At 41.6% G+C, this 21,468-nt stretch carries 22 protein-coding genes and 1 pseudogene; all 23 read right to left on the bottom strand.

Annotated elements, in window-relative coordinates; all coding sequences use genetic code 11:
* Positions 1-241: 241 nt before the first annotated feature.
* Complete coding sequence (locus VSQ62_RS12610) at positions 242-400, bottom strand: hypothetical protein (RefSeq protein WP_334635240.1); 159 nt, start codon at positions 398-400, stop codon at positions 242-244.
* 4 nt (positions 401-404) lie between these two features.
* Positions 405-713, bottom strand: coding sequence for a hypothetical protein (locus VSQ62_RS12605; protein WP_334635239.1), 309 nt, complete (start codon positions 711-713; stop codon positions 405-407).
* A 121-nt stretch (positions 714-834) separates the two neighbouring features.
* Positions 835-975, bottom strand: a pseudogene (locus VSQ62_RS12600) (ATP-binding cassette domain-containing protein); the annotation flags it as partial.
* Between the two features lie 243 nt (positions 976-1,218).
* Positions 1,219-2,601 carry an IS1380 family transposase gene (locus VSQ62_RS12595; RefSeq protein WP_334637649.1) on the bottom strand — a complete coding sequence of 461 codons (1,383 nt, stop codon included), beginning with the start codon at positions 2,599-2,601 and terminating at the stop codon, positions 1,219-1,221.
* Between the two features lie 472 nt (positions 2,602-3,073).
* A complete protein-coding gene (locus VSQ62_RS12590) occupies positions 3,074-3,310 on the bottom strand; it encodes a cysteine-rich small domain-containing protein (RefSeq protein WP_016281672.1) in 237 nt (78 codons plus the stop codon).
* Positions 3,311-3,334: 24 nt separating this feature from the next.
* On the bottom strand, positions 3,335-4,741 hold the full coding sequence (locus VSQ62_RS12585) for a cobyrinic acid a,c-diamide synthase CobB (RefSeq protein ID WP_334635238.1): 1,407 nt from the start codon (positions 4,739-4,741) through the stop codon (positions 3,335-3,337).
* Positions 4,742-4,748: 7 nt separating this feature from the next.
* The gene (cobK, locus tag VSQ62_RS12580) at positions 4,749-6,872 is read right to left on the bottom strand and encodes a precorrin-6A reductase (protein WP_334635237.1); all 2,124 of its coding nucleotides are present in this window, start codon (positions 6,870-6,872) and stop codon (positions 4,749-4,751) included.
* Positions 6,838-7,599, bottom strand: coding sequence for a precorrin-3B C(17)-methyltransferase (cobJ, locus tag VSQ62_RS12575; protein ID WP_172507825.1), 762 nt, complete (start codon positions 7,597-7,599; stop codon positions 6,838-6,840). Before cobJ ends, cobK begins: the two co-directional genes overlap by 35 nt.
* Positions 7,589-8,653, bottom strand: coding sequence for a cobalt-precorrin 5A hydrolase (locus VSQ62_RS12570; RefSeq protein ID WP_334635236.1), 1,065 nt, complete (start codon positions 8,651-8,653; stop codon positions 7,589-7,591). Before VSQ62_RS12570 ends, cobJ begins: the two co-directional genes overlap by 11 nt.
* Positions 8,650-9,414: a precorrin-4 C(11)-methyltransferase gene (gene cobM, locus VSQ62_RS12565; protein WP_172508185.1), complete on the bottom strand. Its 765-nt coding sequence runs from the start codon at positions 9,412-9,414 to the stop codon at positions 8,650-8,652. Before cobM ends, VSQ62_RS12570 begins: the two co-directional genes overlap by 4 nt.
* Positions 9,378-10,493 (bottom strand): cobalt-precorrin-5B (C(1))-methyltransferase CbiD, encoded by a 1,116-nt coding sequence (gene cbiD / locus VSQ62_RS12560; protein ID WP_334635235.1) that lies wholly within the window; start codon positions 10,491-10,493, stop codon positions 9,378-9,380. Before cbiD ends, cobM begins: the two co-directional genes overlap by 37 nt.
* 15 nt (positions 10,494-10,508) lie before the next feature.
* A complete protein-coding gene (locus VSQ62_RS12555; protein WP_334635234.1) occupies positions 10,509-11,144 on the bottom strand; it encodes a precorrin-8X methylmutase in 636 nt (211 codons plus the stop codon).
* Between the two features lie 17 nt (positions 11,145-11,161).
* A complete protein-coding gene (locus VSQ62_RS12550; protein ID WP_334635233.1) occupies positions 11,162-12,175 on the bottom strand; it encodes a pyridoxal phosphate-dependent aminotransferase in 1,014 nt (337 codons plus the stop codon).
* A 112-nt stretch (positions 12,176-12,287) separates the two neighbouring features.
* Positions 12,288-13,304: an adenosylcobinamide-phosphate synthase CbiB gene (gene cbiB, locus VSQ62_RS12545; protein ID WP_172508189.1), complete on the bottom strand. Its 1,017-nt coding sequence runs from the start codon at positions 13,302-13,304 to the stop codon at positions 12,288-12,290.
* Complete coding sequence (locus tag VSQ62_RS12540) at positions 13,301-13,990, bottom strand: histidine phosphatase family protein (RefSeq protein WP_334635232.1); 690 nt, start codon at positions 13,988-13,990, stop codon at positions 13,301-13,303. The genes cbiB and VSQ62_RS12540 overlap by 4 nt, the downstream gene beginning before the upstream one ends.
* Positions 13,963-14,346: a bifunctional adenosylcobinamide kinase/adenosylcobinamide-phosphate guanylyltransferase gene (locus VSQ62_RS12535; protein WP_172498375.1), complete on the bottom strand. Its 384-nt coding sequence runs from the start codon at positions 14,344-14,346 to the stop codon at positions 13,963-13,965. The genes VSQ62_RS12540 and VSQ62_RS12535 overlap by 28 nt, the downstream gene beginning before the upstream one ends.
* Before the next feature lie 23 nt (positions 14,347-14,369).
* Positions 14,370-15,140: an adenosylcobinamide-GDP ribazoletransferase gene (locus VSQ62_RS12530; RefSeq protein WP_334635231.1), complete on the bottom strand. Its 771-nt coding sequence runs from the start codon at positions 15,138-15,140 to the stop codon at positions 14,370-14,372.
* A gap of 104 nt (positions 15,141-15,244) precedes the next feature.
* Positions 15,245-15,835: a bifunctional adenosylcobinamide kinase/adenosylcobinamide-phosphate guanylyltransferase gene (locus VSQ62_RS12525; RefSeq protein ID WP_172508192.1), complete on the bottom strand. Its 591-nt coding sequence runs from the start codon at positions 15,833-15,835 to the stop codon at positions 15,245-15,247.
* Positions 15,835-16,932 carry a nicotinate-nucleotide--dimethylbenzimidazole phosphoribosyltransferase gene (locus tag VSQ62_RS12520; protein ID WP_172508193.1) on the bottom strand — a complete coding sequence of 366 codons (1,098 nt, stop codon included), beginning with the start codon at positions 16,930-16,932 and terminating at the stop codon, positions 15,835-15,837. Before VSQ62_RS12520 ends, VSQ62_RS12525 begins: the two co-directional genes overlap by 1 nt.
* Complete coding sequence (locus tag VSQ62_RS12515) at positions 16,901-18,385, bottom strand: cobyric acid synthase (RefSeq protein ID WP_334635230.1); 1,485 nt, start codon at positions 18,383-18,385, stop codon at positions 16,901-16,903. The genes VSQ62_RS12520 and VSQ62_RS12515 overlap by 32 nt, the downstream gene beginning before the upstream one ends.
* A gap of 2 nt (positions 18,386-18,387) precedes the next feature.
* A complete protein-coding gene (locus tag VSQ62_RS12510) occupies positions 18,388-19,182 on the bottom strand; it encodes an ABC transporter ATP-binding protein (protein WP_172508195.1) in 795 nt (264 codons plus the stop codon).
* 44 nt (positions 19,183-19,226) lie between these two features.
* Complete coding sequence (locus tag VSQ62_RS12505; protein WP_334637647.1) at positions 19,227-20,246, bottom strand: FecCD family ABC transporter permease; 1,020 nt, start codon at positions 20,244-20,246, stop codon at positions 19,227-19,229.
* Between the two features lie 15 nt (positions 20,247-20,261).
* Positions 20,262-21,437 (bottom strand): ABC transporter substrate-binding protein, encoded by a 1,176-nt coding sequence (locus tag VSQ62_RS12500; protein ID WP_016281654.1) that lies wholly within the window; start codon positions 21,435-21,437, stop codon positions 20,262-20,264.
* Positions 21,438-21,468 lie beyond the last annotated feature (31 nt).

Raw genomic sequence — 21,468 nt, 5'->3', positions numbered from 1 at the left:
GTGGTGCCAGTTTCTTTATATTCTACAATACAAACGCCATATCTAAAAAAACAGCTGATAGCAACCAAGGGGAAAGTCTGCCCTTTTTTCAGTGTATTTTAATCATTTCTATCATCTGCTATTATTGGTTTAATAGCTTAATCCTATTGTGATATCATGCCACTACTAAGTTGTTAACATTGCTTTATAATGTACTTATTTTATCATGTTTCCCGCATCTGCTCAATGCAAATTCTCTCGATCATCCTATTTGCATACGCCGGTATGTTTGATACTGGACAGGCAGGATCACGATCGTCAGAATCGTATATAAAATGAGTATGACCGGCAGTTCTCCGGTGATCCTTCCTCCCACCGAATACAGATTAAAATAATTAAGCGCTTCCCCTGCCTGCAGCAATTGATCAGGCAGCTATGATAAAAAGATACTTCTGCAGATTCGTGATATTATAAAAACATTTCCACGAAATCCAGCTTGACTGAATCGGAAGGTTCCATCCGTCCGCACCCAGATACAGAAGCACAATTCCTGTATATATTATGAAAACCGCCGAATACACCGCAGTCACAACACAAAATCCAGCCTTGATCTTGGATGTTACCACCTTATTCCTGCCATAGAAACTTGAAAATAAGACGGCGTCCGATCTCCATGCAAATTCATTGGAAAAAATTCCAGCCACAAGATAGCCCAGGATCAACATGGTAAGCATTACTATTCTTTTTCTTCATCGGTAAATTGATCCTTCGCTTCTCCTTCCAGCCATTCCCGCAGAAGCCTTGTTCTGTTTCTGTAAAAATCCGCGGCGTCTTCTTCGGTCAAAGAATCTGCCCCGACGGCTTCAATAAGGTGCACAGCATACGCATAAGCGTGGTCTTCCCCGCCCCGTTGACTCCTAACAGTCCATAGACACCCGTGCTCATCGTATAAGATATATTCCTCACGGCAGTTATATCTTTAAATTCTTTTGTCAAATTAGTTAACTTCAACCTGAATCCGTGAACCTAACCTAAAAATAAAATGAAATCGGTAAATTAAGAAATATGAGGCACTCTTTGTACCAATTTCATGCCAATAAAATATTGTTTTCGATAATCATACACTTTGAATCAAACTACTATCCAGCCACTTAGGTAAAATTTCTCTAAAATTGCCATACCTTAACTAAGGCTCATTGAACCATTCCAATGGCAAGGAAAATGTAGGATATCTTTCGTTTATTTTGCAGCTTGGAATATCCTGCTTATTTGTGAAGCTGCGTTCCTCCAGGGATTACTCCGCCCCAGATCAAGTCTCACCTGCCTTGCATGCTTTGTCACAACCCCGGGGGTCATGATGATCCGTTCAACTACCGTGCGTAGCCTCCGGCGGTTTACGGGTCTTTTCATGGGGATATCGCTGATCCTAAGTGATGCCTGTCCAATCATCCGCAGGAGATTGTAGGCCAGCTGGATCAGTTCCAGGACAAGTTCGTTTGTTTCGAACTTTCCAGATGGAAACTGCTCTGCACATAAGTCCGTCTTGATTTCGCTGTGGTACTGTTCCATTTCTCCATGTTTATGGTAAAGCTCTATGATGTCTTCGTCCGAAAAGTCTACATTGACGGAGTATATATCACAGTCAATTTTAGGGCTGATATAGTACTGCCCATCATGGTCACAGGCACGCTCTGTTATATCGTAAATGGTTCGGATTCCAACGGTCTTCCTGCTATGGCCGGATTTTGAACTGGCATCAGGTACATTATAAGATACGTCCCGGAATGTCTGCCCAATGTATTCCTTTTTCCCTTCCCGTGAAGACTTTACATTTGTGCATACACCGCCTACTTTGTCCAGCCACTCCTGCGGATTCTCCTTGCGGATGTTGCGCTTAATGATGAAATGCACCCTGTCCCCCCGGAAACACTCTTCCATGAAAATGCCGATATTATCCGCAGAATCGTTTCCGGAGTCGAGACGAATCAAGAGTGGTTTGTCCGTAATCTGACGGGCAAGTTTTAATACTTCGACCAGAAAGTTTGGTGTCCCTTTCTGGCAGTGCTGTTTTCCCTCCCGTAGTTCGCATGCAATAAGGTATCCTTCTGTCCCAATGTAGGCGAAGATAGGCGCATAGCCATCCTTCTTTTTATAAGTTCTCGAAATGCCTTCCTTATTGCATTTCTCATCAAGGAAAGGGCTCACGTCGATGTCGATTGGTATATAGCCATTTTCCAATGCAGACGGTTCCACGCCAAACTTTTTGAACAGATCCACATTGATCTGACGCAGCGCACCCTGCATACTGGCGCCGATTTCGTCCATACGCTGCCGCATGGTTGGCTCCGATGGGATATGGCGCATATGGAAAGCATTGCAGAAAAACTCAGGGTCATCATCGGTTTCATGGATGGATTCGAAGTCAGCGTTCCCACAGAGTATACCGATAAGCATGGCCTTTAGTACATCACTGTTCTTATATTCCTTGGATGGCGAAGAATATTTGTCAATTTTCGTGTCAAAATCAACAGCTTTTAACATCTGTCCTGGAATCAGCAGACCGCCATAGGGTGTAATCCTGGAATTGCTGAATGTATACTTTATGGTGTTATATGCAAACATAACATGTTCTTTCATGCTCATTTTAGTTGGCCTCCGTGTGTATAAGATGATGATATCATTATACACCGACAGCGGAAAAAAGGCAATAATTATCCACCTATTCGGTGAGCACCATATCTTAGCCGATATATATCAAGATATTGAATTTTAGAAGCATGCCAAAGTATTACTTTAAACGAAGTTCACGGATTCAGGTTCAATTCAGAGAGATATTGTCAAGTGTGTTTGTAAATTTTTAGCAAAATCCTGTTACCTTCACTCCAAATACCAAACACAATCATAAATCCGTATTGCCGTCCTTCCCTGAAATCTGGACAACCAAGTATACACTCCCTCAGAATTGAATCTAAAAAGGTGCATCGTTTAAAAGCTCTCACTTCATCACGATACACCTTCGATTGTCTGACAATCTACTATTACTTTTCTTTACGCGCTTTCGTACATTCCCATACTCTGTTATCATAATGCGCTCTTACCTTTTCAATATCTGAATTACCGCATCATAATTTTCAGGATGATGGGGAAAGGTACAGTTTGTGCAGACTTTTATCTTTCTCCCATCCTTTTCTATATATGCAGGATTCCCCGGACAATTATCCCTTAAATATAGCGGGCAATAGCAAAACAGGCAATTTAAGTTTTCCAATCCCTTATGACAGGGAAAATACTTACAGTTCCTGTTCTCAAAAAATCGATATGAATTTTCCATACTCACTTTTCCAAACTTCCTTTCCTATATCATTACTTGATATACCCTTGCCTTATCAATAAATGCCCTTGCAAATGCAGGATTTGACGGATAATATAAATGCGGAAATCCTATCCACTGCGTTTTATTTTCTATAATGCAGGCATATTCTTTTCCGGTCACCGGCTTAACTGCTATTACGTCCGCCCCATTACAGGTGCTGTCGTAATAATGAAATTCATGTCCTTTTATTCCCCCGCCGTTTAACAGGAAGTGCTTTTGCTTTTCCCGAAGTTCTATGTAACCGAAACGAACCAGTTTCCCGGTATGATAGCAGGCTGCTGGAATAACTCCCGCCATATCATAAGAAAACCCTTCTTTATCTTTCAAAGAAGAATGTAAATACATAAAACCGCCGCATTCTGCCACGACTGGCATTTCATTTTCAACCGCACTCCTGACTGCCTCACGCATTCTCGTATTTGCGCTAAGCTGTTCCGCATACAATTCCGGATATCCGCCGCCAATTAACAGGGCATGGCATCCTTCCGGCAGTTTTTCATCCCGCAGCGGAGAAAAATATGTTATATTTGCCCCATATTCCTCCAGCAAGTGGATATTATCAGCATAATAGAAGCAGAAGGCTTCATCTTTTGCCACTGCTATCGTTGGACGGCTGTCACTAACTGCTTTCACATGACCAATATCCCCATAGCTTTCGATTCTGGTTTCTTTTATCGCTATTTCTTCAGATTCCAGTTCTTCCGCGCTTTCTGCTATTTCTTTGATACGCTCTACGGAAACTGTCTGTAAAAATAATTCAGAAACCGCCTGTAATTTCTCTTTTATATGATTCACTTCATCTGGCAGAAAAAGTCCCAAGTGCCTACTCTCAATATGCAGTTCCTCCTTTTCCGGCAAAAATCCAAGTAACCTTATTTGCAGTTCTTCCTCAATCAATGCCTTTAATGTTTCATAATATCCTTTTGACATCCTGTTCAGTATGATACCTTGTATTAGATGTTTTTTATCATAATTAAGAAACCCTGCTATTAATGGTATAATGGAGCGTCCCATCCCCTTCACATCAACAACAAGCACAATCGGTGTTTTTGTCACTTCTGCAAGATGATAAGAAGAACCTTCTTTCTTAACTCCGCCTCCCCCGTCATATAGTCCCATAGCACCCTCAAAAACTGCAAAGTCCATTTTCATTGCACTTTTTTGAAAAAGTTTCCTTGTCTTTTCTTCATCTGTAAAAAATGTATCCAGATTTTTTGCCGGAACATCTATTATCTTCTCATGAAACATCGGATCAATATAATCCGGTCCGCATTTATACGCAGCCACATTCAAGCCGTAATCCTTTAATACCTGAAGCAAGGCGCAGGTGACTACTGTTTTTCCGCTTCCACTTTTAGGAGCTGCAATCATAACTCTTTTTATTTTCATGCAAATATCACGCCTTTCTTTCAAGCTCTTTGCCACAGAAATCAAATGCACAAATCCAAACCGGATTCTCAGACTGCATCAAATGATAATTTCCTGCTTTTTTTGCCCTGCTTACTTGTAATTGCACAATATCTTCTTTTATAATATCATCCATAGATAAAATCTCTCTTATTTCACAAATTGTTTCCATACTGACAGCATTTACCACAACCCTCATATTTGGATTAATTTGTCGGAGCGACACCAGTATTTCCTTTAATCTGCCACCGCTTCCTCCTATGAATGCGTGTGTCGCCATTGGCAGCCGGGAAAGTCCTTCCGTCGCCTCCCCCTCTACCACGGTTACATTCTGCAGCTCAAACTTTTCCTTATTCTTTTCTATCAAGGATACAGCTTCATGCTTCTGCTCCACCGCGTACACCTGTATATCGTCAGAAATGCCCGCTATTTCTATTGCGACAGAACCCGTGCCGCTGCCAATATCATAGACAACCGCCCCGTCCCTTAATCGCAGCTTACAAATACTGATCTCCCGGATTTCTTCTTTTGTCATGGGAACCTTGTCTCTGATAAACTGTCCATCTGCGATACCATGTGTCAGCCTTCTTTGCATCGCATATGGATTTCTGACAAAACATGTATATAAGCCCTCATCCTTCAATTCCATACATTCTACTGGCGTATGCTTCTCCACCCGCTGTTCTTCATAGGATAACTGATATCCTGTAATGATTTCGCATTTCTGCATCCCGGCATTTGTCAGTCGTTCTCCCAACTCGTTTATATCTTTTACTCCGGACATAATCAGAAATGTTTTCGGACTGCTTTTAATCCGCCGTACAAGGTTGCATAATTTTTTCCCATGTGTGCTGTAGACAGCCGCGTCCTGATAGCTCTCTCCAATGCATGAAGCCAGATAAGCTACGGACGAAATACCCGGAAGAATACGCAGGGATGCATTCAGGCGTCCTTCTGTGATTTCCTTTTTCAGCGCCTCATTTAGAAGCTGGCATCCGCTGTAAAATCCGCTGTCCCCCGAAAAAAGAACCACAACTTTTTTATTTCCCGTAAATGTATTTCCGCTCTGCATGTCATGCAGATAAGGGATAATCTGTTCTGCCTGATAAAAGGGATATTTTTCTGCTTTAGAGCAGACCGTCATAATCATTCTCTCCGCCCCTAATAAAATGTCTGCTTCCTCGATTGCCCTCGCTGCTTCCCCCGTCAGACCGTTTCTATGTCCCATGCCAATGCCTGCCAGGATAATCTCAAAAGATATGTCCTGTTTTTGGGACATAGAGGGATACCCACAGGGTATTTCCATATTTCCTTTTTTTGGGTTTTTCGTCTGGAAGTTCTTTCCTCCCATATCTTTAAGTTTCTGGCATATTTCAGGGAAAGAATATCCTTCGCCCTGTTCAGGACAGCCTATTACAAATACCTTTGTCCCTGTTTTTTTTGCAGCGCTCACTTTTTCCTGATAACCTCCGGGCACACCGCTTTCCTTCGTTACAAGATAAGATATTTCATATTGGCGAATGATAGCCTCATTCATCTCTGTAGTAAAAGGTCCCTGCATTGCAATAACCTGTTTTCCGCAAATACCCTGCTCCGTACAAAGAGAAAGACTTTCCACACTTGGAAGTACCCTTACATACAATCTATGCTTTATTCCTTCTGAAATACAATATTTGTACAATTCCTTACTTCCGGTAGTCAAAAGAATATTACCCTCCGTATCTTCCAGCGCTTTTACACATTCTTCGTTTGTTTCAAAATAAGTAACGTCGTTTTCCTTTTCCTCAATGCCGTTTCTTTTCAATCTTAAATAAGGAATTATTGTTCCTCCCTGTCCCATTTCTTTCAATGCTGCCTTTATATTACAGGTAATTTCTTTGGCGAAAGGATGTGTTGCATCTACCACAACACCATATTTTCCATCGTCCAAAAATCTTTCTATCTGTTCTTGATTCATTCTTCCCTGATGTACTTTTACAAGGGGATGCTGTCTTAAAACAATTGCGCCATACTCCGTTGCCACACAGATTGTATGATTTATTTCAGCCTCTGCAAGATATTCCGATAATTTTCTTCCTTCAGTTGTCCCCGCAAATATCAATATTTTTTTCAATCTTATAGCCTCTCCTTGTGACAAATTTCCCATTTATGTTCTCCGAGCCGGAACTTCCAATAAATACCGTCGTAAACATATTGACCTCCCTGTCCCTTAACTCCTTTAAGGTACAGATTTCCACTTTCGTTCCGTCTCTTCCTATATTTTCAACATATCCGCAAACTCGTTCTCCCTCCATGCTGCACAGTAAAATTTCACATGCCCTCATCAGATAATTCTTTCTTTTATGGCTGGACGGATTATACAGTACAATGACAAAATCACCTTCTGCGGCTGCATGTAACCTTTTTTCAATCGCATCCCACGGTGTCAGCAGATCACTCAGACTTATAACGCAGAAATCATGGTTCAGTGGTGCTCCCAGAACTGCCGCACCGCTGCTCGCCGCAGTAATCCCTGCGATAACGTAAAGTTCTATTTCCGGATAGCCTTTCCCAATCTCATACATCAAAGACGCCATCCCATAAATTCCTGCATCACCGCTGCATACAAGGGCTACTTTTTTCCCTTTTTCAGCTTCCTCAAAACACTGCCTGCACCGTTCCTCCTCCTGACGCATCGGTGTGGATAACATTTCTTTCCCCTGAAAACGCCCGCCAAGCAGCTTTAGATATAATGTGTAACCAACGATCACATCTGACTGATCTAACACATTCAATGCTTCTCCTGTCATCATTTCTTCCCTTCCCGGTCCCATTCCTACAATATAAATTCTATTTGCCATCAAAACATACCTTCCATTCTCTCCTTGCAATCGCGATTGTCATCCCATTTTCCGCAACTTTTGGACATATTAGTTTTCCACCTTCTCCACAGGCTTTCACTGCTGCCCTTTCACAAACATTATCAACGCCAACCTGATTCTTGACAAACACAGACTTTGTAAAAGTTCCAGTTACTTCCTGCAATTCTTCTGCTGTATATGTAAAAAATGGAATCCCTTCTGTTCGACACCATTCAATAATTCCCTGTTCATTTTGCTTTTGCGAAATCGAAGACAGCGCGAAAATCTGCATTATAGAAATTCCCTTTTTCTTTATTGCTTTTAAGATAAAATCATCAATTTCATCTGCTTTTTTCCCCTTTTTACAGCCAATTCCTATGACATACTCCCGCTGTTTCAACAAAAGAGAAGTATCAAACATATCATCTTTTGAAGTTACGACAACATCAACAACTCCCGCAGGCGGATATGGAACGAACCGTATACCCGACTCTCCCCCGATGATTTCGTGCCCCGCTTCTATGGACATCGTAATTTCTTTTCCGGCTAATATCTTTGATGATACTTTGACAATCCCATCTTTATTTGTAATATACAGGCTATTTCTTTTTGCAAACAAATCCACAGCAAATTTTTTATTCAGATCTGTTGCCGTAGTGATCACCGGTACTGCCCCTGTTTTCTTTGCTATATGGTTTGCAAGATCATTTGCACCGCCCATATGTCCTGATAAAATCGGAATGACATATTTCCCTTTTTCATCCATTACAAGCACTGGTGCATCATGCAGTTTATCCGTAAGATGCGGTGCTACTGCCCTGACTGCAATTCCGCAGGCGCCTATAAACAACAAGGCGTTTTGCTCCTGAATCTGTTCCTTTGCCCAATCTCCAACAGATGTTTTTACAAATAAGATATCTGAATAAAGATCATCCTTTATACCTGCCTCACATTTTGTATATAACCTGATTTCTAACTCCCTCTCCAACAATTTTACAATACTTTCCGAAAGTTGTTTTCCATTTTCTGTAAAGCTAATTATACTTAATCTCATTCTTTTCGTTTTGCCTCCCGGTATTCGGTCGAAAAATCCGGCGCATATAACCTTGATTTTCTGTAATACTGACGCGCGATTGCATCTCCGACCAATATCAAGGCTGTTTTCGTAATCCTATGCTCTACGGATACATCATATAATGTCTCAATCGTACACAGGTAAGCCTCCTCCTCAGCCCAGGTTGCCTTATAAATAAGCGCTGCCGGTGTTGTCCCCTTATACCCGCCATTCATTAGCCGTCTGCTTAATTCCCGAATCATTCCGGCACTTAAATAAATTGCCATAGATGCCTTATGTGCTGCAAAGCTCTCAATACTTTCCCTGTCCGGCACCTTCGTTCTGCCTTCCATTCTTGTAATAATCAGGGATTGTGAGATTCCCGGCAGCGTATATTCAAGATTCAAGGACGCCGCTGCGCCAAAACAGGCGCTTACCCCCGGACAGCTCTCATAAGAAATGCCCAGTGTATCCAACTCATCCATCTGCTCCCTGACCGCTCCATAGATACTCGGCTCTCCCGTATGCAAACGGACAGTTGTTTTCCCCTCTTTTTCTGCACCAACGATAATTTGTATTACTTCTTCTAATGTTAGTTTCGCACTGTTATGTATCTCGCAGTCTTTTCTTGCATAAATAAGCAGTTCTGGATTCACCAAAGAACCTGCATATATAATCACATCTGCCTGTTCTAATAAGCGCATTCCCCTGACTGTTATCAAATCTACCGCGCCTGTTCCCGCCCCAACAAAATAAACCATTCCTCTGCTCCCTTACTTTTTGCCAGTTCTCCATATTCACTGGAAAACAGAATACAATCTGTTTTCATTTTTCCTCCGGCGCGGTTTTCCATATAATAGCAGATACGCTTTGCAATCTGCTCCATGACCTGCTGTAATTTCCCGCTTTCCTCTATAATAGAAACTGCTTCTTCCGTTGTCACGCATTCCAATATTCTTCTTACCTGTAAAGGTTCTATCTGCTCCTTTACGGAAAATGCCGCAAGAAGCTCCATCCTGCAATCTGCTTCTTTGGAATGGGTATTCATAATTCCACCTGCAACCTTAATCAGTTTGCCTATATGACCTGTCAGAAGCATTTTCTGAAATCCCATTTCCACTGCCATATCAATGGTTGCACCGATAAAATTGCTGCATTTCACACTTTTGTCCAAATCATATCCATATGTTTTCCTAATAAACTCCAAACCATAATTTCCCGGCGAAACGGCAACATAATCATATCCTAAAACCCTTCTTTGACGCAATTCTATCCGAATGGTATCAATAAGTGCCTGACTGCTCATAGGCTCCACAATGCCACTCGTCCCTAATATGGAAATACCGTCAACAATGCCAAGTCTTGGATTAAAAGTACGTTCGCACAGCTTTTCACCTTCCGGCACTGAAATCTCAATCCGAAGGCTGCCTTTATAATCTGCCAGTCTGCAAACTTCTAATACTTCTTTTTTTATCATCTCCCTCGGAACACGATTGATTGCCGCGTTGCCTACAGGCTGGTCAAGTCCCGGTTTTGTCACTCTCCCCACACCTATTCCGCCTTCAATGATAATTTGTTCCTTCACACTTTCTTCTGCATACGAAACTTTCGCACAAATCCATGTACCTGTTGTAATATCCGGATCATCCCCGCCGTCCTTTTCTACAGCGCATCGCACCTCGTTTTCGCTACGCATGATGTCCAAAATATTTGCCCTATACGGAATCCCTTTTGGCGTTTCTATTGTAATTTCCGTCTTTTTTAATCCTGTCAGCAGCATATAAGCTGCGGCTTTTGAAGCCGCAGCCGCACAGCTTCCGGTCGTAAAACCATATCGCACTTCTATCTTCCCTTCTTAAAGTTGATACAATGCGGCATTACAAATTGCCGCAGCGATATTACTTCCACCTTTTCGTCCTCTGTTAATGATGTATGGAATATTTGTTTTTAATATAAGTTCTTTTGCCGCTTCCACATTGACAAATCCCACCGGAACGCCAATAATAAAGGCTGGCTTCCAATCCATTTTTTCCATCATTTCATACAGCTTTATCAGAGCAGTTGGTGCATTGCCGATTGTAAAAATAACTGGTTTTTCAATCGTTGCCGCTTTTTCCATGCTGACCGCTGCCCGTGTCATATTTCTTTGCTTTGCCAAAAGCGCTATATGTTCATTTGCCATAAAGCAATGCGCCTCCCCACCAAACTTTGCAAGCACCTTTTTATTGATTCCTGCCAATGCCATATTGGTATCTGTTACGATATCAGCTCCGTTTTTTATCAACTCTTTCAAGATTTCCACTGCTCCTTGGGAATAACAAAGCGTTTCGGCATAATCAAAGTCCGCGCTGGTATGTATTACCCGCTTTGTAATTAACTCCTCTTCTTTGGGGAGACTGATATTTCTCTTTAAAAGTTCTTCTGTAATGATCTCAAAGCTCCGCTTTTCAATTTCCTCCGGCGGCAGATATTCTATTTTAGAATGTTCCATGTTCCATCTCCCATTTGCTATAAGTTTTCCAGTAAAATCTTATTTTGGTTTCTGTTCTTTACTGCAATACGGTAAAATCCTTTTCCTAATCCCCTAAAATTACTGCAATCCCTGATTAAAATTCCCCTTTTCAGCAACTTCTCATATAAGGGTTTATCACTGTATATCGTGATAAAATTCGACACAGACGGAAATGTCCTCAATCCTATTTGCATAAGTTCTTTTTCCATAAACTGTCGTTCTTCTTCAATATAAATTTTTGTTTTCTCAATAAACTCTGCCTGCTTAGCACAGATACATCCCGCTTCCTGCGCAAAACAGGAAAGATTCCATTCAGGAAGTTGTCCGGCTATTTTTGTATGTACCACATTATTTTTACACACCAGATACCCTAAACGCACTCCCGGAATTGTAAAGATTTTTGTGAAAGTCCTTACAATAATCAGATGATCATATTCCTCTATCTCAGACAATAAAGAAAGCTGATTTCCACAAAATTCAATAAAGCATTCGTCTACTACCACATAAATCCCTTTATTCTCACAATACAAGAGCAACTCTTTCACCAGCTCTCTGTCTAAAAGATTTCCAATCGGATTATTTGGATTGGCAAGGAAAAGAAGATCCACATCTTCTGTCAAGATACGCTTCATCTTCTCTTCCAAACAAAAGTTATTTTCCTGATTCATCTCATAATAAATAATTTCGCCATCCACTGACTTTGCCGCATATTCATATCCATAAAAGGAAGGCACTGGTATCACGACCTTCCCCGGTTTTATCCCATGAACAATCGCCATAAAAAGTTCTGATGCCCCATTTCCGAATATCAAATATTCCTTTGGCACTCCAAGAAATGTACTGATCGCCTCTCTTAATCTTTCCGCTTCCATATCAGGATATTCCCCACACATCTCAACCGCCTTATGAAGTGCTGTTTTTACACATTCCGGTGTACCAAGCGGATTTACATTAATTGAAAAATCAATATCCACATGATTCCTGTAAATATCTCCTCCATGAATGCTCATCCTTGCTCCTTTCATCATCTATTCCACATATTCCGCAGTACACAGTTCGCAGGCATTCGCCCTATGCATCCGCATTCTGAAAAAATTGTCAGCAAGCTGCCATTTTTTCAGATTACGGATGCGCACTGCTCATTACTATTGCGTACATTACCAGTAGACATAACACCTCACACAGCCATGCAGTAATGTACATTAAATGATTCGCCCGTTTTATATCCTCATATTCTACCCCTCGTACCGCATCGCCTATATGCGGTTTCTTTACTGTCTTTCCAAAATAACTGGCATCTCCTGCAAGCTGTATAGAAAGCGCACCGGCGCATATCGCCTCAGTCTGACCTGAATTTGGACTTGTATGTTTTTTGCGATCCCTTTTATAAATCGTCCATGCACCTTTTCCCGAAAATTGTCTGCCTGCCAAAAAAGATGCAGTAATCATAAGACAGGCACTGATTCTTGCCGGAAAAAAATTCACAAAATCATCCAGCTTTGCTGCTGATCTTCCGAAATACAGGTACTTTTCATTTTTATATCCAATCATGGAATCCATTGTATTTACCGCTTTATATAAAAATCCAAGTACCGGACCGCCAACTGCCAGATACAGCATTGGTGCAATCACTCCGTCAGAGGTGTTCTCTGCCACCGTTTCTATCGCTGCTTTTGCAACACCCTCTTCGTCCAGATGTTTCGTATCTCTGCCTACAATCATGGAAACAGCTTTCCTTGCCTGCTCCAGATTGCCATTTTTCAGACATTGATAGACTTTCATACTCTCTACCTTCAGACATTTTACTGCAAGTATCTGATAAGTCATAATACACTCCACCACCACTCCCAGAACCGGATGAAGCCAATTTGCCATAAACAGCAGAAAAAAAGTAACTGCTACCACGCTGATAATCACAATAAGCACAAGTCCTATTCCCTGTCGAAACGCTCTCCCATTACTATCTTCCTTACTATCTTTCCCTCTTATCCCCATTCCACGAAGTACTTTTTCGGCTCCTTCTATCAGTTTTCCAATCAAACGGATTGGATGCGGCAAATAATAAGGATCACCTAAAACCAAATCCAAAAGAAATCCCATGAAAAAGGCTATCATGTGATAATTTATCCAATGCCTCATATTTCCGCTACCACCTTTATCTGTAGATCATCTTCCTGTGTTGTCCTGCCATTCACTCCCGTCAGTCTGCATACATAACCCCTGCCATTTGACACCTGACAGTCAAAATAATCTTTTCCGCCATACAAACTCAGCAATGACATAATCGTTCCCCCATGAACAATCATTCCTGCCAAAGCGGGCTTCTTAACCCTATTCCTGCCGAATAGCATAGAGGTATCCCCGCAGGGGGCTGCCTTTTGTGCTAAAACATGACTCAATTCATGACACATTCTTATAAAGCCGCCTTTACAACGCAGGATAAAATCTTTTCTGCTTTCTCCCTCTGGAAAATCCAGTGTGCCTCCGCTGCGAAGCCACTCCTGATATTCTGCATTATCCTTTAATTCTTCATAATTTCTATATTCAAACCGTCCGAAATTTATTTCTTCCCATTCTGGAATAATAATCGGGCATAATGTGGGATAAATAATTTTAGCAGTTTCCGTACATCTTTTCATGGGACTGGTAAACAGGTACTCCACATCAGGATAAAGTTTCCGCATTTTAAAAGATTCCAATATTTCTATCCCTTCTTCTGAAAGGGATTCGTCTGTTTTTCCCAGATATCTTCGTTCTTTGTTTGCCTGCGTTACACCATGCCGGATGAATGCCAGCATTATTTGATTTTCTGTCCAATCCCGCATATGATGCGCTCTACCTCCTCTGCTCTCATTGCAAGCTGCACAAGAATCCTTCCTGTACGTTCCCTGTATTCTCTCTCAAACGGATCTATTGGAACAATCCCGTTTCCAATCTCATCACATATAATAATACAATCCTCATTGCAGTCCAAAAATGACATAATTTCATCTTCCGGACATCCCCCGCTCACCATACGGCTCTTAACCCACTGATGAAAGTGGTTGATAATCACAATGTTCTTATTTAATTTCCTATCATTTGGCAAAACACCATCCCACACCATATTTTTTTGCACATCATATTTCAGAAGTACATATTCCAATTTTCCCTGCGCAGTTCCGCCTATTACTAATTTCATATTTACTCCTGTCTACATATAAACTACTTTAAGACAAAAACATCAATAAATGCTGCAACTACTACAATACATCCTTCACAAAAAAGTACAAAAAACCCAGCCGTATCGCCGGTCACTCCCCCAAATTCCTTCCTGCTGCGATAATAATAATAAACCAGCGTTAAGACAGCCGCCGCTGCTACAATCAAGCCTGCGGGAAAAGACTGGAAACACATCAAGCCAACACATAGCGCGCTCTGCAAAGATAATGAGCCTTTCACAACCTTTTTATGGGAACTGTCTGCGAAAGTATAAAGCATACCATCTTTTTTTGCGAGTGGAAAGGAAACGGCACTAATACCGCACAAACAGCGCGACAGGAAAAAGCCACAGCATACAATCTTTAACAGTGCATCACTTTCTACTTCCGAAAATGTACCAAAAAGAACCAATCCATAAGCAGCGAGCATAATGACTGCAAAAGCGCCAATATGGGAATCCTTTAATATTTCCAGCTTTCTCTCCTTTGGGCTATAAGAATGTATCGCATCCATCGTGTCCATAAATCCATCTACATGAAATCCACCCGTAATAAAAATCGGAATAGCCATCCCTATCACTGTCCTGCACCCAACCCCTATATGGTAAACGCCGCATGAATAATTCCAGAAATAAATGCTACCGCCAATCAGTGCCCCTATCCATGGGAAAAAACAAAAAACATATTTCATGTCATCTTCTTTCCATTCAAATTGGGGAACAGGAATTTTAGAATAAATGGATACTGCTATAAAAAAGGATTTTATCACTTGCATACCTGTTTCCTTTCGCCGCTATTATTTTATATGCACAGCTCACGGAGCGGAAATCACTGCTTTCGCAGTCCGTTCGCGCGCGGAAAATCCTACAAAGCGGGATTTTATTTTAAAGTTACCGGAATCCCTGCTACCACTTCCACTACCCGGTCAGCCAATGCCGCAAGTTTTTGATTAATCTTTCCCATTGCCCGAATATACTTCGTTGTTATTTCGTCATAAGTAGTTCCATCTTCAAATATGTTATTGCTTACCACAACTAAATGATTTGTTTGCTCTTTCAGCATCTTTATATCTCGTATGACATTTTCCGTAACCTGTATTTCCGTCATAGTTTTTTTCTCTGAAAACATCTCATTTGCCGTCAAATTAGAGATACATTCCAGCAAAACAGTCCTATCTCCATCTTCCATTTTTTCCAGTGCGCCGGAAATCCGTGTGGGCTGCTCAATCGTGAAGAAGCCTTTACCACTTCTTAGATTCCTATGTCTTTCAACCTTTTTCCTTCCCTCGTCATCAAAAACCTGCATCGTTGCAAGATAATATTTTTTTGGAATGTTAAGCTTGAAATCACTTAGCGAAGTATTTTCGGACTTAGTGATTTCCTTCACACTTTCCTGTGCAAGCGAAACAGTCACTTTCTCCGCATAAGAAGATTTGCCGCTTCCACTTCCTCCAACAACCAAAACCATCATTATGATAAATACCTTTCATATTGTTCCACTTTAATGTCCGAAAACAAAGTTCTTTTACGATAAACACACAATGTCATTTCCAATAGCGACAGCATCATCACAGCTCCCGTTCCTTCGCCCAATGCCATTCTGCCGTCTATCACAGGCTCTAACCCTAATTCCTTCATAAGTTTCTCCACTGCTGGTTCCTTGCCTTTATGCGACGGAATCAGATACCCTATTGTTCCCTGTACAATTCTTTCTGAAAGCAGTGCCGCTACTATGCTAATCACGCCATCAAGCACAATTGGTATATGAAAAACGCCGCCGCCAATGCAAATTCCAACAAGCCCGGCAATATCCAATCCTCCGACTGTTTGGAGCACAATAAGAGGTTCCGCTTCATAAAGTTTATACTTTTTGACTGCCTCAGTGATCATCTGCTTTTTACGCTGTAATTTTTCATCGCAAAGTCCGGCACCCCTTCCAGTCACTTCATCTGCCCCACATCTTAACAATGCCGCTGCAACCGCACTGCTCGTTGTCGTATTTCCAATCCCCATTTCCCCGGTTGCGAGAATTTGATATCCTTTCCTTTTACATTCGTCCACAATTTCTATACCAGTAAAAATTGCCCTGACAGTTTCTTCTCTCGTCATAGCCGGCTCCTTACGAAAGTTTCTGGTTCCGCAGCGGACTTTTTTGTTACGCACTCCTGCAATCTGTTCTTTTCCATTGATTCCAATATCTACAGGAATCGTGCCCGCCCCTATCTTCGCTGCCATTTTTCCTACGGATGATGCACCCCTTCCCATCTGCGCTGCTACTGCCGCTGTGACTTCCTGACCGGACTGGCTAATGTCTTCCTCTACAATTCCATTATCTGCGCACATGATGATGACAGCTTTTTTTGAAATATCAATTTCATCCGTACCTAAAATCGCGCCAATCTGTGCGGTGATCGTTTCAAATCTTCCCATCCCATCAAGAGGCTTGGCTATGGAATCCCAATTTTTCAATACCTTTTTGTATATTTTACAGTCCGGTTCCTGCAAATTAAGTTTCTTCAATGTTTCCTCTGTACGGTTATCTAATATGTGCCTCCCTGAGTATTCCATATATTTCCTCCATATTTAGATATCCCGATAAGATATCTGCCAGCTTATCATACTGTTTCTCTTTAAAATCCTTATAATCAATGCAGGATTCAATGGATAATCCCTTATTTTCAGCCAATGCAGTCACAAGAGCGGTTGCAATCGCAGCCCTGTCAAATATCCCGTGAATATACGTTCCACATACATTTTTATTTCTTCCGGTCACAAACGCTTCTTCCGCGCCAGATATCTCAAATTCATTTGGAGAATACCCGCTATCCCCCATATGTATCTCATATCCATTAAACTCCAATCCTGAAAGCATGGAAAAAAAACCTTCCATTTTATTCACTGTACCATATACCTGACGGCGCACTTTTTCATGTTTCAGCCTTGTTGTAACAGGTAATAATCCCATTCCTTTCATGGTTCCGCCATTTTCCATTCCTTCCGGATCAGAAATATGCTCCCCCATCATCTGATACCCACCACATATACCACAAACCGGTATATTTTCCGCCATTTTTATAACTGCTGCCTCCAATCCGCTCCCACGCATCCAGTCAAGGTCACTCATTGTATTCTTGCTGCCCGGTAAAAAGACCATATCCGGACATCCTAATTCTGCTGCTGATGCAACATAGCGAACAGACACCTCCGGTATCTGTTCAAACACATTAAAATCCGTAAAATTAGAAATTCTGGGATACCTGATGACTGCTATATCTATCTTTCTTTTTTCTTTTTTTCTAAAGCGCTCTGTCAGACTGTCCTCATCCTCTAATTGTATATCCATATAGGGTACTACCCCTGTTACCGGAATACCTCCCTTTTCTTCCAGTATCTCAATGCCGGAATCAAGCAGTGAGCGGTCTCCCCTGAATTTATTAATAATCAGTCCTCTCACACGTTTCTTTTCCTCTTCCGTAAGCAGCAGCAGCGTTCCTAAAAGCTGTGCGAATACACCGCCCCTGTCAATATCGCCTGCCAGCAATACCGGAGCATCCACAATCTCTGCCAGTCCCATGTTGACAATATCATTCTCGCGTAAGTTTACCTCTGCCGGACTTCCAGCACCTTCTATCACAATGATATCTGCCATTTCCTCTAACTTTCGGAAAGCTCTCTTAATATCCGGAATCAGCCCTCGTTTATAAGAAAAATATTCCCTCGCGCTCATGTTGCCAAGAACCTGTCCATTTACAATTACCTGTGAACCTGTATGGTCTGTTGGCTTTAATAAAATCGGGTTCATGCAGACCAACGGAGTAATCCCTGCTGCTTCTGCCTGCATGACCTGAGCCCTTCCCATTTCAAGTCCTTCCTCTGTAACAAAAGAATTAAGCGCCATATTCTGGGACTTAAAAGGAACTACTCTGTATCCATCCCGTTTCATTATCCTGCATAGTCCCGCTACCAAAAGACTCTTTCCCGCACCGGACATGGTTCCCTGAATCATAATAACCTTTGCCATAATTACCTCTCTGAATTACTAATCTGTTTCATATACGCAAGAAGCTTTTCATTTCCAATAAAGTCTTTTTCATTCATATCATATAATCGTTCGATAAAATCCGATTCAAAAATCTCTTCCGGCGTCCCATATCGTTCCACATACTCTCCTTTCAGGCAGAGTATTTTATCGGAAACAATCTTTGCCAGTTCCAATTCATGTAAGGACATAATAACCGTCAGTCCTTTTTTCTCCCTCATTTCCTGTAATAATAGCAAAAATTCAAGCTTATATTTGATATCCAGATAAGACGTTGGTTCATCTAATATCACAATTTCAGGCTCCTGACAGATTGCCCTCGCCAACATCACCCGTTGTTTTTGCCCATCGCTTATCTTGCCAAAGTCTTTTTCACTGATGTCTGTTATATGGGTAAGCCGCATCACTTCATCTACAATCCGCTCATCTTCTTCTGATAATATGCCAAACCATCCGGTATATGGATAACGCCCTGTTGCAACCATGTCTCTGCAGCTTTTCAGTTCTACCCTTACCCTCTCAGTAAACACTACGGACATTCTCTTTGCCAGTTCCTCTGCCTTCATTTCAGACAAATCATCTTCCCCAAGATATACCGCTCCGCCAAGCAGCCCAAGCTGCCCTGCAATACTTTTTAAAACGGTAGATTTACCCGCACCATTTGGTCCGATCAGGCATAGGATTTCCCCTTCCCGCAGTTTAATTTCCATATCCTTTATCAGTGGTTTGTTATCATACCCCACACACATCTTTTTCGTAGAAAAATAGTAGTTCTTCATGCTTTTCTCCCAAACGAAACATAGAAAATTTTAGGCGGTGTTCTTTAGCGCCTTAGATTTTCTTTTCGTTTTATTATCCAAAGCACCACCGGCGCACCGAAAATCGCCGTCACGGTGCTAATACTCAGTTCTGTTGGCGCAAGTATTGTTTTCGCAAGCAAATCACAAAACAAGCAAAAAGCACTTCCCCCAACAAAGCAGGCAGGTATCATCCAAATTGGCTCTGTTGTATTCAGCAATTTCTTGACCAAATGCGGCACTGCAATTCCAACAAAAGAAATCGGTCCCGCAAATGCCACAATACACGCAGATAAAATACTGGAGAAAATTACAATACACACACGCAAAAGGCGTAAATTAACACCCACATTCCGCGCATAAACATCTCCCAACTGGTAAGCGCCAAGTGGCTTTGACATCAGAAAAACTGTCAAAGACGCGGCGGCAACCACAACGGTCATAACTTTTACGTTTTCCCATGTCATTCCCGAAAAACTTCCCTGTGACCAGTTGTGAAGATTTACAATATCCGCATCATTGGCAAAGGTAACTACTAATTCCGTGACCGCCGAGCAAATGTAACCTATCATAACTCCGCTGACTACCAGCATTGACATATTATGGATTCTATGGGACATCAAAAGTACAAAGCCCATAGATAGCATAGCTCCAATAAACGCAGCCAAAATCATAGTTGCCGATGTCACCCTGACTCCCCTTCCCATGAGAAAAACCATTACAAGCGCCACCACCATTTTAGCCCCGGAAGAAATTCCTAAAACAAACGGTCCTGCAATCGGATTATTGAAGAATGTTTGCAAAAGATATCCGGCAAGAGAAAGCGCACCCCCGAGAAGCAACACGGCTATCGCCCTCGGAAGCCTGATATCCCACAGAATTCTTGTTACCGTTCCATTACTTTCCTGCCCGCTAAATATTCTTGCCACATCCGGCAATGCAATTCTGACACTTCCAATACAAATATTTAATATGAAAAAAATCAAAACGCAGGCTCCAAGCAAAAAGAAAGCCGCAATTTTTCTATGTTTTCTGTTTTTATGCATCATAATCGCAGCCTTTCACTCTAAATGATAAAGATAGTTCATATCATCATTTTCTCCCTGTATCATCGAATGGATATCCTCAATGAAATATCCGATTGCAAGGGATTGCTGGTACATATCGTTTGTTGTACACCACACATTTCCATTCTCCACAGCCTTAAAATCCGCAAGCAGCTCACATTTATCAAGCAACTCCTCTACACTGGAAACACCTCCATCAATAGAGCTGTTATAAATCAGGAAATCTGCATCTTTTGCACTGGCATAAAATTCTTCGACCTGTATATTCATGGTAGAACGCTTTGTTTCAGAATCGCCTAAATTTTGAAAGATATAGTTTCCACCTGCAAGTTCTATCATCTTCGGAACATAATCAGAAGATTGGCGTACCTGTACCATACCATTGGAAGTAATGAAAAAGAAGGCTACTGTTTTATCTGTTCTCTCAGATGCACTTACTCTCTCAAGAATTGCTGCCTGATCCGTAAATATCCTTTCTGCCTCCTCTTCCTTTCCAAGCAGCGCCCCATAAAATTTCACCCATTCTACCCTGCCAAGCGGATGTGACTCATAACTGGAATAGTCTATCATAACAGGGATTCCAAAGTTTTCCAGATTTTCCACTACTTCAGGCGAATGCGAAATCATCATATTTTCTATGGCAAGCGCACAATGATTTGAAACAAGCAGTTCATAATCCGGCTTGCTGTATTTACCCGCATAAAGGATATTACCCTTTTGCATTTCCTCTCTGGCTGCTTCAATAAACCAGCCATCTTCCTTTTGCCCTGAAAAAGTAATAGAATTTAATCCATCCAATTCACTGAAAATATCCATCGCCGAAGATGCCACAAGATAGATGTCTTTTATCGGACGCCTAAGCACCACAATTTCTTTATCTAAAGTTTGCGGTACATCCCCATTTTCCGGTACAATTAAAAACTGCGTGCCATCCATTGTTATCGTAAGCAGGGTATAACCGCCCTCATAATAATCAACTTTAAAATTTTCCGCATACTGTAACTCTAAGCTTCTCTCATAAACCAGTTCTTCTCCTGAATCCAAATCTGATTCTTCCTCTATATCTGCCATTACTTCAGAATCGGGAGAAGGACTGCCACAGCCATACAGCCATAGCAGCCCCACAAGAAACAAAAGAAACAAAACAGATGCCTTTTTTCTTCCTCTCATCTTATTCCCCACTTTTGGAGGCAAAAAGATT

The organism is Sporofaciens sp. JLR.KK001, from assembly GCF_036941055.1.
Lineage (GTDB): Bacteria > Bacillota > Clostridia > Lachnospirales > Lachnospiraceae > Sporofaciens.
The sequence above is the reverse complement of the archived record's forward strand: the minus strand, read 5'-3'. Positions and strand labels throughout refer to the sequence as shown.

Coding starts and splice junctions, on each gene's coding strand:
- VSQ62_RS12555 (WP_334635234.1), bottom strand. CDS start 11,144: ATGGAACATTCTAAAATAGAATATCTGCCGCCGGAGGAAATTGAAAAG.
- cbiB (WP_172508189.1), bottom strand. CDS start 13,304: ATGAGGCATTGGATAAATTATCACATGATAGCCTTTTTCATGGGATTT.
- VSQ62_RS12510 (WP_172508195.1), bottom strand. CDS start 19,182: ATGAAGAACTACTATTTTTCTACGAAAAAGATGTGTGTGGGGTATGAT.
- VSQ62_RS12505 (WP_334637647.1), bottom strand. CDS start 20,246: ATGCATAAAAACAGAAAACATAGAAAAATTGCGGCTTTCTTTTTGCTT.
- VSQ62_RS12535 (WP_172498375.1), bottom strand. CDS start 14,346: ATGAAATTAGTAATAGGCGGAACTGCGCAGGGAAAATTGGAATATGTA.
- VSQ62_RS12585 (WP_334635238.1), bottom strand. CDS start 4,741: ATGAAAATAAAAAGAGTTATGATTGCAGCTCCTAAAAGTGGAAGCGGA.
- VSQ62_RS12520 (WP_172508193.1), bottom strand. CDS start 16,932: ATGGAATACTCAGGGAGGCACATATTAGATAACCGTACAGAGGAAACA.
- VSQ62_RS12525 (WP_172508192.1), bottom strand. CDS start 15,835: ATGATGGTTTTGGTTGTTGGAGGAAGTGGAAGCGGCAAATCTTCTTAT.
- VSQ62_RS12590 (WP_016281672.1), bottom strand. CDS start 3,310: ATGGAAAATTCATATCGATTTTTTGAGAACAGGAACTGTAAGTATTTT.
- VSQ62_RS12540 (WP_334635232.1), bottom strand. CDS start 13,990: ATGCGGGATTGGACAGAAAATCAAATAATGCTGGCATTCATCCGGCAT.
- VSQ62_RS12605 (WP_334635239.1), bottom strand. CDS start 713: ATGCTTACCATGTTGATCCTGGGCTATCTTGTGGCTGGAATTTTTTCC.
- cobM (WP_172508185.1), bottom strand. CDS start 9,414: ATGGTTTATTTTGTTGGGGCGGGAACAGGCGCGGTAGATTTGATAACA.
- VSQ62_RS12570 (WP_334635236.1), bottom strand. CDS start 8,653: ATGAGATTAAGTATAATTAGCTTTACAGAAAATGGAAAACAACTTTCG.
- VSQ62_RS12595 (WP_334637649.1), bottom strand. CDS start 2,601: ATGTTTGCATATAACACCATAAAGTATACATTCAGCAATTCCAGGATT.
- VSQ62_RS12500 (WP_016281654.1), bottom strand. CDS start 21,437: ATGAGAGGAAGAAAAAAGGCATCTGTTTTGTTTCTTTTGTTTCTTGTG.
- cobJ (WP_172507825.1), bottom strand. CDS start 7,599: ATGGCAAATAGAATTTATATTGTAGGAATGGGACCGGGAAGGGAAGAA.
- VSQ62_RS12550 (WP_334635233.1), bottom strand. CDS start 12,175: ATGAGCATTCATGGAGGAGATATTTACAGGAATCATGTGGATATTGAT.
- VSQ62_RS12530 (WP_334635231.1), bottom strand. CDS start 15,140: ATGCAAGTGATAAAATCCTTTTTTATAGCAGTATCCATTTATTCTAAA.
- VSQ62_RS12515 (WP_334635230.1), bottom strand. CDS start 18,385: ATGGCAAAGGTTATTATGATTCAGGGAACCATGTCCGGTGCGGGAAAG.